The sequence below is a fragment of the Pseudomonas sp. PDM13 genome (genome assembly GCF_025685765.1).
Lineage (GTDB): Bacteria > Pseudomonadota > Gammaproteobacteria > Pseudomonadales > Pseudomonadaceae > Metapseudomonas > Metapseudomonas solani.
Genome location: NZ_JAOTQU010000004.1, coordinates 61,919 through 77,371 on the forward strand (window position 1 = coordinate 61,919; position 15,453 = coordinate 77,371).

Sequence of the window (15,453 nt, forward strand, 5' to 3'; positions counted from 1 at the left end):
CGTGGTAATTCGTAGGGTGGATGGCGCTTTTCCATCCACCAAGCGGACTCGCCGGGGACGCTTGGCGAGCCCGTTTCGCAATGCTCCCGTCGCGTCATCCAGGCCCTGACACAGCTGTTCCACCTCTCGTTGCGCCTGTCCCGCCACTGCGACAGTTGCCCGCGCCTCCACTTCATCACGCTGGCGCCGTTTCCCTCGCCAAACCCTTCTGCCACGGGCCCTGCGGCCATCCAGCGCAACGCTGGCACAGCCATTGCGATAGGGCTGGGACCGTGGCGCGAGGCTGCGGCCCTAATAAGAATCGGAGACCCACTGATGAAGCACATTGGCCTGCAATGCAGCGGAGGCTCGGAGCCGCCGCCCGCCGCCTCGACCTTCAAGCACCTGATCGCCGCCCTCACCTTGGGCGTGGCCTGTTCCTCGGCCGCATGGGCGGCCGACGTGGACGGCAAACGCATCATCGCCGCCGACCAGGAGCCCGGTAACTGGATGAGCCACGGGCGCACCTACGACGAGCAGCGCTACAGCCCGCTGAAGACCATCAACGACAACAACGTCGGCAAGCTCGGCCTGGCCTGGAGCTACAAGCTCGACCTGGACCGTGGCGTGGAAGCCACGCCCATCGTGGTCGACGGGGTGATGTACACCACCGGCCCCTTCTCGGTGGTCTACGCGCTGGATGCGCGCAACGGCAAGCTGCTGTGGAAGTACGACCCGCAATCGGACCGCAACCGCGCCGGCGAGGCCTGCTGCGACGCGGTGAACCGTGGCGTGGCGGTGTGGAAGGACAAGATCTACGTCGGCGTGCTCGACGGCCGCCTGGAAGCCATCGACGCCAAGACCGGCAAGCGCGTCTGGTCGGTGGACACGCGCAACGACAAGAAGCGCAGCTACACCATCACCGGTGCGCCGCGCGTGGTGAACGGCAAGGTGATCATCGGCAACGGCGGCGCCGAGTTCGGCGTGCGCGGCTATGTCACCGCCTACGACGCCGAGACCGGCAAGCAGGCCTGGCGCTTCTTCACCGTACCGGGCGACCCCAAGCTGCCGCCGGAAGACAAGGCCATGGAGATCGCCCAGAAGACCTGGTTCGGCGACGCTTTCGTCGAGCAGGGTGGCGGTGGCACCGCCTGGGACTCCTTCGCCTTCGACCCGGAGCTGAACCTGCTCTACATCGGCGTCGGCAACGGTTCGCTGTGGGACCCGAAATGGCGCAGCCAGGCCAAGGGCGACAACCTGTTCCTGTCCTCCATCGTCGCGGTCAATGCCGGCACCGGCGAATACGCCTGGCACTACCAGACCACCCCCGGCGACGCCTGGGACTTCACCGCCACCCAGCACATGATCCTCGCCGAGCTGCCCATCGAGGGTAAGCAGCGCAAGGTGCTGATGCAGGCGCCGAAGAACGGCTTCTTCTACGTCATCGACCGCGCCACCGGCGAGCTGCTCTCGGCCAAGGGCATCGTGCCGCAGAACTGGACCAAGGGCATGGACATGAAGACCGGCCGGCCCATCGTCGACGAGGAGAACGCCGCCTACTGGAAGAACGGCAAGCGCAACCTGGTGACCCCGGCCTTCTGGGGCGCCCATGACTGGCACCCGATGTCCTACAACCCCAACACCGGGCTGGTGTACATCCCGGCGCACATCATGTCGGCCTACTACGAGCACATCCCGGATGCGCCCAAGCGCAACCCGTTCAAGAGCATGTACCAGCTGGGCCTGAAGACCGGGATGATGCCCGAGGGCCCGGACGGCCTGCTGGAAATGGCCAAGACCTGGTCCGGCAAGCTGATCGCCTGGGACCCGGTGAAGCAGGAGCCGGTCTGGGAGGTGCCCTACGTCACCATCTTCAACGGCGGCACCCTGAGCACCGCGGGCAACCTGGTGTTCGAGGGCAGCGCCGATGGCCGGGTGATCGCCTACGCCGCCGACAGCGGCAAGAAGCTCTGGGAGCAACCCGCCGCCAGTGGCGTGATGGCCGCACCTGTGACCTACAGCGTCGACGGCGAGCAGTACGTGACCTTCATGGCGGGCTGGGGCGGGGCCTTCTCCACCTTCGCCGGGGCCCTGTCCCTGCGTGCCGGCGTGCAGCCCTTCTCCCAGGTGCTGACCTACAAGCTCGGCGGCACCGCCAAGCTGCAGGAGCCGGCACCGCCGGCCGACGCCCCGCAGCCGCCGCCACTGACTGCCAGCGCCGCGGACGTCGAGGCCGGCGCCAAGCTCTACGACGGCCACTGCTCCCAGTGCCACGGCATCCACGCGGTGAGCGGCGGCGTGCTGCCGGACCTGCGCAAGCTGACGACCGAGAAGCACCAGATGTTCCTCGGCATCCTCTACGGCGGCCGTGTGCCCGACGGCATGCCGTCCTTCGCCGAGGCGTTCAACGCCGCCGAGGTCGAGCAGATCCACCAGTACCTGATCAAGCGCGCCCATGACCTCAAGCAGGAAGGCGACGCCTGGAAGCGCTTCAGCGCCAAGTGATCCGCCGGGCGGGCCGGATGCCCGCCCGTTCCACTCCCTGAAAGCAAGCGAGAGCGACCATGACCGAGACCCCCCTCTACCAGAACTACATCGCCAACGCCTTCGTCGGCAGCGACCAGCACATCGAGGTGCACAACCCGGCCAACGCCGAGCTGCTGGCGCGGGTGCCGGAATCCCCCATCGAGCAGGTGGAGCGCGCCATCGCTGCCGCCCGTGGCGCGCAGAAGGCCTGGGCCGCCAAGCCGGCCATCGAGCGCGCCGGCTACCTGCGCCAGATCGCCACCAAGGTGCGCGCCAATGCCGAGCGCCTGGCGCGGATCATCACCCGCGAGCAGGGCAAGGTGCCGGCGCTGGCGCTGGTGGAGGTCAACTTCACCGCCGACTACCTGGACTACATGGCCGAGTGGGCGCGCCGCCTGGAAGGCGAAGTGCTGACCAGCGACCGGGTCAACGAACACGTGTTCCTGCTGCGCAAGCCGCTGGGCGTGGTGGCCGGCATCCTGCCGTGGAACTTCCCCTTCTTCCTCATCGCCCGGAAGATGGCGCCGGCCCTGCTGACCGGCAACACCATCGTCATCAAGCCCAGCGAAGAGACGCCGATCAACTGCTACGAATTCGCCCGCCTGGTGGCCGAGACGGACCTGCCCAGCGGCGTGTTCAACGTCGTCGGCGGGCGTGGCGCCAGCGTTGGCCACAGCCTCACCAGCCACGCGGGCGTGGACCTGATCAGCTTCACCGGCAGCGTCGGCACCGGCGCGCGGATCATGGCCGCCGCCGCGCCGAACATCACCAAACTCAACCTGGAGCTGGGCGGCAAGGCCCCGGCCATCGTCCTCGCCGACGCCGACCTGGACCTGGCGGTGACCGCCATCACCGCCTCGCGGGTGATCAACACCGGGCAGGTGTGCAACTGCGCCGAGCGCGTCTACGTCGAGCGCAAGGTGGCGGACGCCTTCATCGACAAGATCGCCTCGGCCATGGCCGCCACCCGCTACGGCGACCCCTCCGAAAATGCCGAGCTGGACATGGGCCCGCTGATCAACCAGGCCGGCCTCGACAAGGTTGCGCAGATGGTGCGCACCGCCCAGGGCCAGGGTGCCCAGGTGGTCACCGGCGGCGCCGTGGCCGACAAGGGCAAGGGCTTCCACTACCAGCCCACGGTGCTGACCGGCTGCAAGGCGGACATGGAGATCATGCGCAAGGAGATCTTTGGCCCGGTGCTACCGATCCAGATCGTCGACGACCTCGACGAAGCCATCGGCCTGGCCAACGACAGCGAGTACGGCCTGACCTCATCCATCTACACCCGCAGCCTCGGCGCGGCGCTGAAGGCCAGCCGCGAGATCGACTTCGGCGAGACCTACGTCAACCGCGAGAACTTCGAGGCCATGCAGGGCTACCACGCCGGCACGCGCAAATCCGGCATCGGTGGCGCGGACGGCAAGCACGGGCTGTACGAGTTCACCCACACCCACGTGGTGTACATCCAGGAGTGAGGGGCGGGCGTGGCGGCGGTGTTCGCCGCCACGCCTGATCGCGAATGAATTCGCCCCTACGGGTCAGAACATCTCATTGGGCTGGACGATGCCGTGTTTCTTCATCTTGCGGTACAGCGTGGAGCGGGAAATGCCCGAGGCCTCGGCCGCGGCGCTGATGTTCCAGCGGTGCTGGCGCAGGGTGGCCAGCAGGTGCCGGGCCTCGTCGTCGCCCAGCTGGCCGGCGAGGCTGGTGGGCGCTTCGGCGCGGGGCGCGAGCGTGGCGGGGAGGGCGGCCTGATGCAGTTCGGCGGGCAGGCAATCGCAGTCGATCACGCCGCCCTCGGCCAGGGCCACCGCGTAACGCAGGGCATTGAGCAACTGGCGGATATTGCCCGGCCAGGGATGGGTGAGCAGGCGCTGGCGGGCCGCTTCGTCCAGGCGCAGCCCCTCGGCGCCGGGCTGGGCGGCGAGCAGGGCCTCGATCAGTTCGGCACGGTCGCTGCGTTCGCGCAGGGCCGGCAGGGAAAGGGTCATGCCGCTGAGGCGGTAGAACAGGTCCTCGCGGAACAGCTTGGCCTGGATCATCCCGGCCAGGTCCTGGTGGGTGGCGGAGACCACCTGCACATCCAGCGGCACCGGTGCTTCGGCGCCCAGGGGGAAGATCTCGCGCTCGGCCAGCACGCGCAGCAGGCGCGTCTGCAGGTGGGCGGGCATGTCGCCGATCTCGTCGAGGAACAGGGTGCCGCCGTTGGCCAGCTCCAGCTTGCCCTTCATGCCCTTCTTGCTGGCGCCGGTGAAGCTGCCGCCACGGTAGCCGAACAGTTCGCTCTCGATCAGCGTCTCCGGGATCGCCGCGCAGTTCAGCGCCACGAAGGGCCCGGCCCGGCGGGCGCTGGCCTGGTGGATGGCACGGGCGAAGGCTTCCTTGCCGGTGCCGGTCTCGCCGGTGACGAGGATGGGGATACCCTTGTCGATCACCTTGCGGATGCGCCGCACGCCTTGCTGCAGTTGCAGGTCGCTGCCGCCCAGGCGATCCAGGCCGGGGTGCTCGCTGGCCGGTGTGCGCACCTGCGGGGCAGGCGCCGCCGGACGCGGGTGCCCGGCGGGAATGCGCAGGCCGACGTCCACCAGCGCCTCGCCCTGCAGGGCACGCAGGCGCACGCCGCGGGCGCCGCCGCTGGTGAGGCTGAGCAGTTCGTCGACGTCGGCCGGCAGCAGGCTGTCGATGCGCCGGCCGAGCAGGGCGCTGCCCTGGGCCTCTTCGTAGGCGACGAAGGCGGCACGGTTGGCGCCGATCACCCGGCCCTGCTCGTCGAGGGCCAGCAGCTGTTCGTTGGCCAGGTCGGTGATGTCGTCGCGGGGCTTGATGGCCAGGGTCAGGCGGTCGCGGTAGCTCTGGCGGAAGTGGGCGTTCTCGATCAATCGGGCGTACATGATCACCAGTTGCAGGGTCAGGTACTGCGCCTCCTTGGGGCCGTCGCTGTTCAGGCAGGTGGCGTTGAGGCAGCCGCGCAGGTGGCCCTGGGCATCGAAGATCGGCGACACCGAGCAGCTCAGCCGCGCGTTGGAGGTGAGGAAGTGTTCCTGGCGGTGGATGGTCAGCGCCTGGCCGGCCGCCAGGGCGGTGCCGATGCCATTGGTGCCGGCCACGGATTCGTCCCAGCGGGCGCCGACGATCAGGCCGGACTGAGTATAGAGGTCGCGTTGCGCGGGCAGGCGCGCATCCAGGGTGATGCCGTCCTCGTCGCTGAGCAGCACCGCGAAGCCGGCCTGCACCACGCGGCGGGCGAGGCCGGTGACGCCCTGGCTGGCGATGGCCAGGTATTCCTGGTGCTGGGCCTGGTGCTGGCGGATCTCTGCGGCGGTGAGGATGCTCTTCTCGCCGCGCCCGCGCGGGTTGAGGCGGTGCTGGGTGACGCTGCGGTACCAGGACTGGGCGATCAGCCCGTCGGGGCGGATGCCGCGCCCGGAGAAATGGTGGTCGACGAAGGCCGCGAGTTCGCTGGCGCTGGTCTCCGAGGCATGCAAGGTCATAGGCACTCCCGTTGGCCGATGGTGGTCCCTGGGGGCGCGCCTCGGCGTCTTGTTGTTTTGGTCGAACCGGCAGCCCGGTCGGACGCTCCAACCATAGACCGCAGAGCAGTTGCCTGCAGTTATCCATCCGTCGGAGATGGCACGGATACAGCAAGGCACATGCCTAAAGCTTCAGTCGCCGCCGCAAGGCCCGGTGCAGGGCGCTTCGTCGCCAGGCCGTGCCGTGCGGGGCGCGTGGGCAGCCGTCGCAGAAATGCGACAGCTGTAGCGGGCGGGCGCACAGCTGTCGCACGCACGCTACCAAATCAGGACCGGAACTCGTTCGAAAGTAGCATTCGGGGGCGTCGGGCCTGGTGGTTAACTCAAACCTGCCGGAATTCTCCGGCGCCATAAGAAGAGGAACGACCCATGTGGACTAAACCCGCCTATACCGACCTGCGCATCGGCTTCGAAGTGACCATGTACTTCGCCAACCGCTGATCGTCCTTGCCCCGGTCCGCCGGGGCTTCCCGCCAGGGGTCCCCATGCATATCCAGATTCTCGGCTCCGCCGCCGGCGGGGGCTTTCCGCAGTGGAACTGCAACTGCCGCAACTGCGCCGGCCTGCGCGCCGGCACCCTCAACGCCGAGGCGCGCACCCAGTCCTCCATCGCCCTGAGCGATGACGGGGTCAACTGGGTGCTGTGCAACGCCTCCCCCGACATCCGCGCGCAGATCGAGGCCTTACCGGCGTTGCAGCCGGCCCGGCGCCTGCGCGACACGGCCATCGCCGCCGTGCTGCTGATGGACAGCCAGATCGACCACGTCACCGGCCTGCTGACCCTGCGCGAGGGCTGCCCGCATTCGGTGTGGTGCACGGAGATGGTCCACCAGGACCTGACCAGCGGATTCCCGCTGTTCACCATGCTGCAGCACTGGAACGGCGGCCTGGCCTGGAACCCCATCGCCCTGGACGGCGAGCCCTTCACCATCCCCGCGTGCCCGGGGCTGCGCTTCACCGCCATCGCTCTGCGCAGCAGCGCGCCGCCGTACTCGCCGCACCGGGGCAACCCGCACCCGGGCGACAACATCGGCCTGTTCGTCGAGGATCTGCGCACCGGCGGCTCGCTGTTCTATGCGCCGGGCCTGGGCCAGGTGGACGAGGCGCTGCTGGGCTGGATGCGCCGCGCCGACTGCCTGCTGGTGGACGGCACCCTCTGGCGCGACGACGAGATGCGGGTGTGCGAGGTGGGCGACAAGCTCGGCAGCGAGATGGGCCACCTGCCGCAGAGCGGCCGCGGCGGCATGCTCGAGGTGCTCGACGGCCTGCCGGACAAGCGCCGGGTGCTCATCCACATCAACAACACCAACCCCATCCTCGATGCCGATTCCGCCGAGCGCGCCGAACTGGACGCGCGCGGCATCGAAGTGGCCCGCGATGGCATGGCCATCCGCCTCTGAGCCGGTGGCGCATAACAAGGAGCTGTCCATGCAACAGACCGCCATGAGTCCCGAGCAATTCGAACAGGCACTGCGCGCCAAGGGCGCCTACTACCACATCCACCACCCCTTCCATGTGGCCATGTACCAGGGCCGCGCCAGCCGCGAGCAGATCCAGGGCTGGGTGGCCAACCGCTTCTACTACCAGGTGTGCATCCCGCTGAAGGATGCGGCGATCCTCGCCAACTGCCCGGACCGCGACACTCGCCGCGAGTGGATCCAGCGCATCCAGGACCACGACGGCGCGCCGGGCGAGGCGGGCGGCATCGAGGCCTGGCTGCGCCTGGCCGAGGCGGTGGGGCTGGACCGCGAGCAGGTGCTGTCCCAGGAGCTGGTGTTGCCGGGGGTGCGCTTCGCCGTGGACGCCTACGTCAACTTCGCCCGCCGGGCCAGCTGGCAGGAGGCGGCGAGCAGCTCGCTGACCGAACTTTTCGCGCCGCAGATCCACCAGTCGCGGCTGGACGCCTGGCCCAGCCACTACCCCTGGATCGACCCGGCCGGCTACGACTACTTCCGCTCGCGCCTGTCCCAGGCCCGACGCGATGTGGAGCACGGCCTGCGCATCACCCTGGCGCACTACCGCACGGTGGAGCAGCAGGCGCGCATGCTGGAGATCCTGCAGTTCAAGCTCGACGTGCTGTGGAGCATGCTCGACGCCATGAGCATGGCCTACGAGCTGGAGCGCCCGCCCTACCACACGGTGACCCGCGAGCGGGTCTGGCACCGGGGGCTGGGGCAATGAGCGAGGTGCTGCAATCGAAGACCCCGCAACTGCGCCGGGGCTTCCGCTTCCAGTTCGAACCGGCCCAGGGCTGCCACGTGCTGCTCTACCCGGAAGGCATGATCAAGCTCAACGAGAGCGCCAGCGAGATCCTCAAGCTGATCGACGGCCAACGCAGCGTCGCCGCCATCATCGATGATCTCACCGGACGCTTCCCCGATGTGCCGGGGGTGGACGAGGACATCCTCGCGTTCATGGAGGTGGCCAGTGCTCAGTTCTGGATCGAGTTGCGTTGAACCGCTCCGTACAGCGAGCCAGCCGGGGCCGCCGCTGTGGCTGCTGGCCGAACTGACCTATCGCTGCCCGCTGCAGTGCCCGTACTGTTCCAACCCCCTGGATTTCGACCGCCAGGGCGCGGAGCTGTCCACCGCCGAGTGGATCGAGGTGTTCCGCCAGGCCCGTGAGCTGGGGGCGGCGCAGTTGGGATTTTCCGGTGGCGAGCCGCTGGTGCGCCAGGACCTGGCCGAACTGATCCGCGCGGCACGCGGGATGGGCTATTACACCAACCTGATCACCTCCGGCATCGGCCTCACCGAGGCGCGTATCGCCGAGTTCGCCGAGGCGGGGCTGGACCATATCCAGATCAGCTTCCAGGCTGCCGACGAGGAGGTGAACAACCTGCTGGCCGGCTCGCGCAAGGCCTTCGCCCAGAAGCTGGCCATGGCCCGGGCGGTGAAGGCGGCGGGCTACCCGATGGTGCTCAACTTCGTCACCCACCGGCACAACATCGACAACATCGAGCGCATCATCGACCTGTGCCTGGAGCTGGAGGCGGACTTCGTCGAACTCGCCACCTGCCAGTTCTACGGCTGGGCCGAGCTCAACCGCGCCGGCCTGCTGCCGACCCGCGAGCAGCTGGAGCGCGCCGAGGCCATCACCAACGCCTACCGGGACAAGCTGGCGGCCCAGAACCACCCCTGCAAGCTGATCTTCGTCACCCCGGACTACTACGAGGAGCGCCCCAAGGCCTGCATGAACGGCTGGGGCAACCTGTTCCTCGACATCACCCCGGACGGCACCGCCTTGCCCTGCCACAGCGCACGGCAGCTGCCGGTGCAGTTCCCCAGCGTGCGCGAGCACAGCATTCGCCATATCTGGCAGGACTCCTTCGGCTTCAACCGCTTCCGTGGCGATGCCTGGATGCCCGAGCCGTGCCGCTCCTGCGACGAGAAGGACCGCGACTTCGGCGGCTGCCGCTGCCAGGCCTTCATGCTCACCGGGGATGCCGCCAACGCTGACCCGGTGTGCAGCAAGTCGGCGCACCACGGCATCATCCTCGACGCCCGCCGCCAGGCCGAGGAGGCGCCACGGGGGATGGGCGAACTGGTGTTCCGCAACCCGGGCAATGCGCAGCTGATCGCCAAGGCCTGAGCCTTCGCCGCACGAGGAATCCCGATGCCCATCGCCCCCTACGGCACCTGGCCCAGCGCCTTCAGCGCCCTCGATGCGGCAGCGGCCAGCCGCGATTTCGCCGAGCTGAAACGCTGCGCCCACGGCCTGCTGTGGAGCCAGTTCGACCCGACGGACGCGCGCACCACGTTGTGGTTGTGGCGCGACGGTGAGGCGCGCTGCCTGACGCCGGCGGACGTCTCCCTGCGCAGCCGGGTGCACGAATACGGTGGCGGTGCCTTCTGCCCCACCGCCGAGGGTGTCGCCTTCGTCAATGAGGCGGACCAGCAGCTTTATCTCCAGCGCGTCGACGGCGCGCCTCGGCCACTGACGCGGCAGCCCGGCAGCCGCTTCGGTGACCTGCAATTCGACGCCAGGGGCGAGGCGTTGCTGGCGGTGGAAGAGCGTCACGGCGGTGAGGCGGTGCGCAACCGTCTGGTGAGCATCGCCCTGGCCGATGGCGCACGCTCGGTGATTGCCGAGGGCGCCGACTTCTACGCCGCCCCGGTGCTGGACGGAACCGGCCAACGCCTGGCCTGGATCGAATGGGACCGCCCCGAGCAACCCTGGACCGAGACCCGCCTGTGCGAGGCGCGACGCGACGACCAGGGCGCCTGGCAAGGGCACCGCGTGCTGGTCGGTGCCGCAGGCGGGGAATCCCTGCAGCAGCCGCGCTTCGCTGCCGATGGTCGCTTGCTGTGCCTGAGCGACCGTAACGGCGGGTGGCAACCCTGGGAGGAATCCACCCGGGGCTGGCGCCCGGTGGCGGGGTGTGCCGAGGCCGACCACGCCGCCGCGCCCTGGCAACTGGGCGCCTGCACCTGGCTGCCGCTGGAGGCGGGTGGGTTGCTGTCGAGCCGCTTCGAGCAGGGCTTCGGCGTGCTGGCGGATCAGGGCGGGGCGGGGGAGCGACGCCTGGCCGCAGCCTTCAGCCGCTTCCGCGCCCTGGCAGTCGACGAGGCACATTTCTATGCCATCGCCACGGCGCCGGACCGCTTGCCCGCAGTCATCGCCATCGATCGCACGGACGGGCACGTGGAGGTACTGGCCGGCGGCGAGCAACCATTGGGCGAGGCGCAGCTGTCACGCCCCGAGCCCCTGGGCTTCGACAGCGGCCAGGGCGAGCGCGCCCATGGCTTCTTCTACCCGCCACGCCATGCCGAGGTACAGGCCCCGGCTGACGAGCGCCCGCCGTTACTGGTGTTCATGCACGGTGGGCCGACATCCGCCTGCTACCCGCAGTTCGACCCGCGCATCCAGTTCTGGACCCAGCGTGGCTTCGCCGTGCTCGACCTCAACTACCGGGGCAGCAGCGGCTACGGCCGCGCCTACCGCCAGCGCTTGCGCGGCGAGTGGGGGCGCCTCGAGGTGGAGGACGCCTGCGCGGCGGTCGCTCATCTGGCCGCCGACGGGCGCATCGACGGCGCGCGGGCCTTTATCCGCGGCGGCAGCGCCGGTGGCTACAGCGCCCTGCTGGCCCTGGCCGACAGCCGTGCCTTCCGTGGCGGCGCCAGCCTCTACGGGGTCAGCGACCCGCTGGCCCTCCGCCGGGTCACCCACAAGTTCGAGGCCGACTACCTCGACTGGCTGATCGGCGACCCCGACCTCGATGCCGAGCGCTACCGCCAGCGCACCCCGCTGCAGCGCCTGGACGACATCGAGGCGCCGCTGATCTTCTTCCAGGGCGGCCGCGACGCCGTGGTCGTCCCCGCGCAGACCTATTCCATGGTCGACGCCCTGCGCCAGCGGGGCCGCGAGGTGGAGATGCACCTCTACCCCGACGAAGGCCACGGCTTCCGCCAGGCCGCCAACCTGGCCCATGGGCTGGAGGCGGAATACGGGTTCTATCGGCGGTTGCTGTAAGGCCGTTCAGGGCTGCTGCGTGGCCGGGTTCAGCGGTTGCGGCATGGGTACCGTTATTGCCGACCGGCACCCATTGGTCGGATTGAAAACGGCTTCGATTCCAGTAGTCTGATCGCACTCACCCCATAACAAGAACAATCAGGCGGATTCATGCGCCACGACATCAGCCAACTGCGAAAATTCGTGTCCCCCGAGATCATCTTCGGCGCCGGTTGCCGGCATAACGTCGGCAACTATGCGAGCACCTTCGGGGCGCGCAAGGTGCTGGTGGTGTCCGACCCCGGCGTGCTGGCCGCCGGCTGGGTCGCCGATGTGGAGGCCAGCCTGCAGGCCCAGGGCATCGACTATTGCCTGTTCACCCAGGTTTCGCCCAACCCGCGTGTGGAGGAGGTGCGCCTGGGCGCGGATTTCTACCGCAGCGAGGGCTGCAACGTGATAGTCGCGGTGGGCGGCGGCAGCCCGATGGATTGCGCCAAGGGCATCGGCATCATGGTCGCCCACAACCGCTGCATCCTCGAGTTCGAGGGGGTGGACACCATCCGCGTGCCGAGCCCGCCGCTGATCCTCATCCCCACCACCGCCGGCACCTCGGCGGACGTGTCGCAGTTCGTGATCATCTCCAACCAGGCCGAGCGCATGAAGTTCTCCATCGTCAGCAAGGCGGTGGTGCCGGACGTGTCGCTGATCGACCCGGAAACCACCCTGAGCATGGACCCCTTCCTCTCCGCCTGTACCGGCATCGACGCGCTGGTGCATGCCATCGAGGCCTTCGTTTCCACCGGCAGCGGGCCGCTCACCGACACCCACGCGCTGGAAGCCATGCGCCTGATCAACGGCAACCTGGTGCAGATGATCGCCACGCCAAACGACATCGCCCTGCGCGAGAAGATCATGCTCGGCAGCATGCAGGCGGGGCTGGCCTTCTCCAACGCCATCCTCGGGGCGGTGCACGCCATGTCCCACAGCCTCGGCGGCTTCCTCGACCTGCCCCACGGCATGTGCAACGCGGCGCTGGTGGAGCATGTGGTGGCCTTCAACTACAGCGCCGCGCCGGAGCGCTTCCGCATGGTGGCCGAGACCCTGGGCATCGACCCGCGCGGGCTCAACCACAACCAGATCCGCCAGCGCCTGGTGGAGCACCTGATCGCCTTCAAGCAGTCGGTGGGCTTCCACGAGACGCTGAAGCTGCACGGCGTTTCCACTTCCGATATCCCCTTCCTGTCGCGCCATGCGATGGAGGACCCCTGCATCCTCACCAACCCGCGCGAGTCGAGCCAGCGGGATGTCGAGGTGGTGTATGCCGAGGCCCTCTGAGGAGCAGCGCCAGGCGCTGCTCGGGCTGGGCAGCCATTCGGCGCGCAAGAGCCATTACCCCGAGCTGCTGAGCCGCCTGGAGGAGCTGGAGACCGAGCGCAACCGCTACAAGTGGCTGTTCGAGCACGCGGTGCACGGCATCTTCCAGGCCAGCCTGCAGGAGGGCCTGCGCGCGGCCAACCCGGCGCTGGCACGGATGCTCGGCTACGACTCGCCGGAGCAGCTGCTGTGGTCGCTGACCGACCTGGCCAGCCACCTGTTCGTTGGCGGCGAGGCGGAGCTGGTGCACATCCGTGCCGAGCTGCAGCGCCAGCAGGGGTTGATCGGCTACGAGACGCGCCTGCGTCGCCAGGATGGCAGCCATGTGGACGTGCTGATGAACCTGCTGCTGAAGCCGGACGAGGAGGGGCTGTTCGAAGGCTTCGTCGCCGACATCACCGAACGCATCCTCGCCCAGCAGCGCCTGCAGACCCTCAACGACGAGCTGGAGCAGCGGGTGGCGGCGCGCACCCTGGAGCTGCAGACCCTCAACGGCCAGCTGCGCGAGGCGCGGGACGCCGCCGAAACCGCCAACCAGAGCAAGGACAAGTACCTCGCTGCTGCCAGCCACGACCTGCTGCAGCCGCTGAACGCCGCGCGGCTGCTGGTTTCGACCCTGCGCGAGCGCAGCCTGCCCGGTGCCGAGCAGCTGCTGGTGGAGCGCACCCACCTGGCCCTGGAAGGCGCCGAGGACCTGCTCACCGACCTGCTGGAAATCTCCAAGCTGGACCAGAGCGCGATCCGCCCGGACATCGATGCCTATCGCCTGGACGAGCTGCTGGCGCCGCTGGCCTCGGAGTTCCAGAGCGTTGCCCAGTCCGCCGGGTTGCAGCTGCGCGCGCGCATTCCCAAGGGGCTGGCGGTGAGCACCGATATCCGCCTGCTGACGCGCATCCTGCGCAACTTCCTCAGCAATGCCTGCCGCTACACCGAGCGCGGCCGCGTGCTGCTGGGCTGCCGCCGCTGGGGCGACCGGGTGCGGCTGGAGGTGTGGGACAGCGGCCGGGGCATTCCGGCGGACCAGCTGCAGGCGATCTTCCTCGAGTTCAACCAGCTGGACCGTGGTCGCGCCGCCGAGCGCAAGGGCGTGGGCCTGGGGCTGGCCATCGTCGATCGTATCGCCGGCATCCTCGGTTACCCCATTGCGGTGCGTTCGCAGCCGGGGCGGGGTTCGGTGTTTTCCATCGAGGTGCCGCTGGCGGAGGTGCTGCCGGCGCGCCGCGAGGATGCCCCCGTGCGCCCGCAGACCGGCGACCCGCTGCCGGGCCGGCGTCTGCTGGTGCTGGATAACGAGGCGAGCATCCTCCACAGCATGGCCGCGCTGCTAGACCAGTGGGGTTGCGAGGTGGTGACGGCGCCCGACCTGGAGAGTGCCCTGGGCAACCTGGGTGGCGTCGCGCCGGAGGCGATTCTCGCCGACTACCACCTGGACCACGGCGTGACCGGTTGCGAGGTGGTGCAGGCACTGCGCGGGCAGTTCGGCCGGGCCATTCCGGCGGTGATGATCACCGCTGACCGCAGCGACGAGTGCCGGCGCAACCTGCAGGCCCTCGGCGCGCCGCTGCTGAACAAGCCGGTGAAGCCGGGCAAGCTGCGGGCGGTGTTGAGCCAGTTGCTGCTCTGATCCCGAACGGGGTCAGTTGCCGTGCGGGGTGGAGGCCAGTACCTGCTTGAGCTGGGCCTGGTAGTCGGTCGATTCGCGCTGGCGGGCAACCTCGTCCCAGATGGCGTGGGCGAGGATGGGGTTCATGTCCATCAGGCGGTTGGACAGCATCAGGTAGTAGTCCTTCTGCTCCAGGGGCACGGGGCGTTTCTCGATGCCTTCGCCGAGGTCCGGGTGGCTGGCCAGAAGCTGGTCGGCGCGCAGGGTTTGCATGGCGGCGGCTTCGAAGCGGCGGCCGTGGAGCATGCGCAGCAGGGCCAGTGGGTCGCGGCTGGTTTCCTCCACCTCCAGGCCGTGGGCCTTGAGGAAGTCGACGATGGAGAAGCCGCTGAGGGAGGCGACGCGGCCCTGGATGCCCGTGAAGGTGTTGCCGTCCCAGTCGGCCTGGCTGCCACGCAGGCGGTACAGCGAGTAGGAGGCGCTGTGCAGGCGCTTGTCGGTATCCAGCGAACCATCAGCGCGGTACGGGTAGTGGCCCATGACCTGGCGCTCGGCCTTGAAGGCGGCGGCGAAGGCGCCGTCGTACTGGCCCCGGGCGAGGCCGTCGAGGCAACGCTTCCAGGGCATCGGCTGGCGTTCGATGGTCAGCGCCAGGGCGCTTTGCACGCGGTCGAACAGCGCCTGGTTGAGGCCTTTGTCGTCGAGCATCACCCAGGGCCAGGAGTCCTGATCCTCGTAGCAGAACACCAGCTTCGCGGGCTCGGCTGCCTGGACCTGAAGGGCGAGGAAGCAGGCGAGGGTCGAGGCGATGGTCTTGATCGGTGACATGGTGGCTCTTTTCCGGGCAGGCGCCAGGGAAGTGTAGTCAGGCCCCTGTGGCCGTCCGCTGGCGAGCGCATTTCTAGCATGATGGCAAAGCGCCGTCTCTGCTCCTCGGGTGAACTTGAGAACCCGGTCAGGAACGGGGTAGGGGAGTTGGATGAACGGGGC

12 protein-coding genes are annotated in these 15,453 nt (G+C 68.8%); 10 read left to right on the forward strand and 2 right to left on the reverse strand.

Annotated features, from left to right (window positions below):
• Positions 1-315: 315 nt before the first annotated feature.
• Both OEJ36_RS05705 and aldA read left to right on the forward strand, forming a co-directional pair.
• Complete coding sequence (locus OEJ36_RS05705) at positions 316-2,484, forward strand: PQQ-dependent dehydrogenase, methanol/ethanol family (RefSeq protein ID WP_263400709.1); 2,169 nt, start codon at positions 316-318, stop codon at positions 2,482-2,484.
• 59 nt (positions 2,485-2,543) lie between these two features.
• The gene (aldA, locus tag OEJ36_RS05710; protein WP_263400710.1) at positions 2,544-3,980 is read left to right on the forward strand and encodes an aldehyde dehydrogenase; all 1,437 of its coding nucleotides are present in this window, start codon (positions 2,544-2,546) and stop codon (positions 3,978-3,980) included.
• Between the two features lie 63 nt (positions 3,981-4,043).
• On the opposite strand, the gene OEJ36_RS05715 is transcribed toward aldA, so the two are convergent.
• Complete coding sequence (locus OEJ36_RS05715; protein ID WP_263400711.1) at positions 4,044-5,996, reverse strand: sigma-54-dependent Fis family transcriptional regulator; 1,953 nt, start codon at positions 5,994-5,996, stop codon at positions 4,044-4,046.
• 408 nt (positions 5,997-6,404) lie between these two features.
• Here OEJ36_RS05715 and pqqA point away from each other — a divergent pair, with 408 nt between their 5' ends.
• From pqqA to OEJ36_RS05755, 8 genes are all read left to right on the forward strand, one after another.
• Positions 6,405-6,476 carry a pyrroloquinoline quinone precursor peptide PqqA gene (gene pqqA / locus OEJ36_RS05720; RefSeq protein ID WP_003243383.1) on the forward strand — a complete coding sequence of 24 codons (72 nt, stop codon included), beginning with the start codon at positions 6,405-6,407 and terminating at the stop codon, positions 6,474-6,476.
• Between the two features lie 44 nt (positions 6,477-6,520).
• The gene (gene pqqB, locus OEJ36_RS05725; protein WP_263400712.1) at positions 6,521-7,435 is read left to right on the forward strand and encodes a pyrroloquinoline quinone biosynthesis protein PqqB; all 915 of its coding nucleotides are present in this window, start codon (positions 6,521-6,523) and stop codon (positions 7,433-7,435) included.
• Positions 7,436-7,463: 28 nt separating this feature from the next.
• Positions 7,464-8,216 (forward strand): pyrroloquinoline-quinone synthase PqqC, encoded by a 753-nt coding sequence (pqqC, locus tag OEJ36_RS05730; RefSeq protein ID WP_043241948.1) that lies wholly within the window; start codon positions 7,464-7,466, stop codon positions 8,214-8,216.
• Complete coding sequence (pqqD, locus tag OEJ36_RS05735) at positions 8,213-8,491, forward strand: pyrroloquinoline quinone biosynthesis peptide chaperone PqqD (RefSeq protein WP_043241947.1); 279 nt, start codon at positions 8,213-8,215, stop codon at positions 8,489-8,491. The genes pqqC and pqqD overlap by 4 nt, the downstream gene beginning before the upstream one ends.
• Complete coding sequence (pqqE, locus tag OEJ36_RS05740) at positions 8,463-9,626, forward strand: pyrroloquinoline quinone biosynthesis protein PqqE (protein WP_263400713.1); 1,164 nt, start codon at positions 8,463-8,465, stop codon at positions 9,624-9,626. Before pqqD ends, pqqE begins: the two co-directional genes overlap by 29 nt.
• Positions 9,627-9,650: 24 nt before the next feature.
• A complete protein-coding gene (locus OEJ36_RS05745; protein WP_263400714.1) occupies positions 9,651-11,507 on the forward strand; it encodes an alpha/beta hydrolase family protein in 1,857 nt (618 codons plus the stop codon).
• A 150-nt stretch (positions 11,508-11,657) separates the two neighbouring features.
• Complete coding sequence (ercA, locus tag OEJ36_RS05750; RefSeq protein WP_184487939.1) at positions 11,658-12,821, forward strand: alcohol dehydrogenase-like regulatory protein ErcA; 1,164 nt, start codon at positions 11,658-11,660, stop codon at positions 12,819-12,821.
• On the forward strand, positions 12,805-14,484 hold the full coding sequence (locus tag OEJ36_RS05755; RefSeq protein ID WP_263400715.1) for a NahK/ErcS family hybrid sensor histidine kinase/response regulator: 1,680 nt from the start codon (positions 12,805-12,807) through the stop codon (positions 14,482-14,484). The genes ercA and OEJ36_RS05755 overlap by 17 nt, the downstream gene beginning before the upstream one ends.
• Before the next feature lie 12 nt (positions 14,485-14,496).
• Here OEJ36_RS05755 and OEJ36_RS05760 read toward each other — a convergent pair whose 3' ends face one another.
• Positions 14,497-15,291 (reverse strand): substrate-binding periplasmic protein, encoded by a 795-nt coding sequence (locus tag OEJ36_RS05760; RefSeq protein ID WP_263400716.1) that lies wholly within the window; start codon positions 15,289-15,291, stop codon positions 14,497-14,499.
• Positions 15,292-15,453 lie beyond the last annotated feature (162 nt).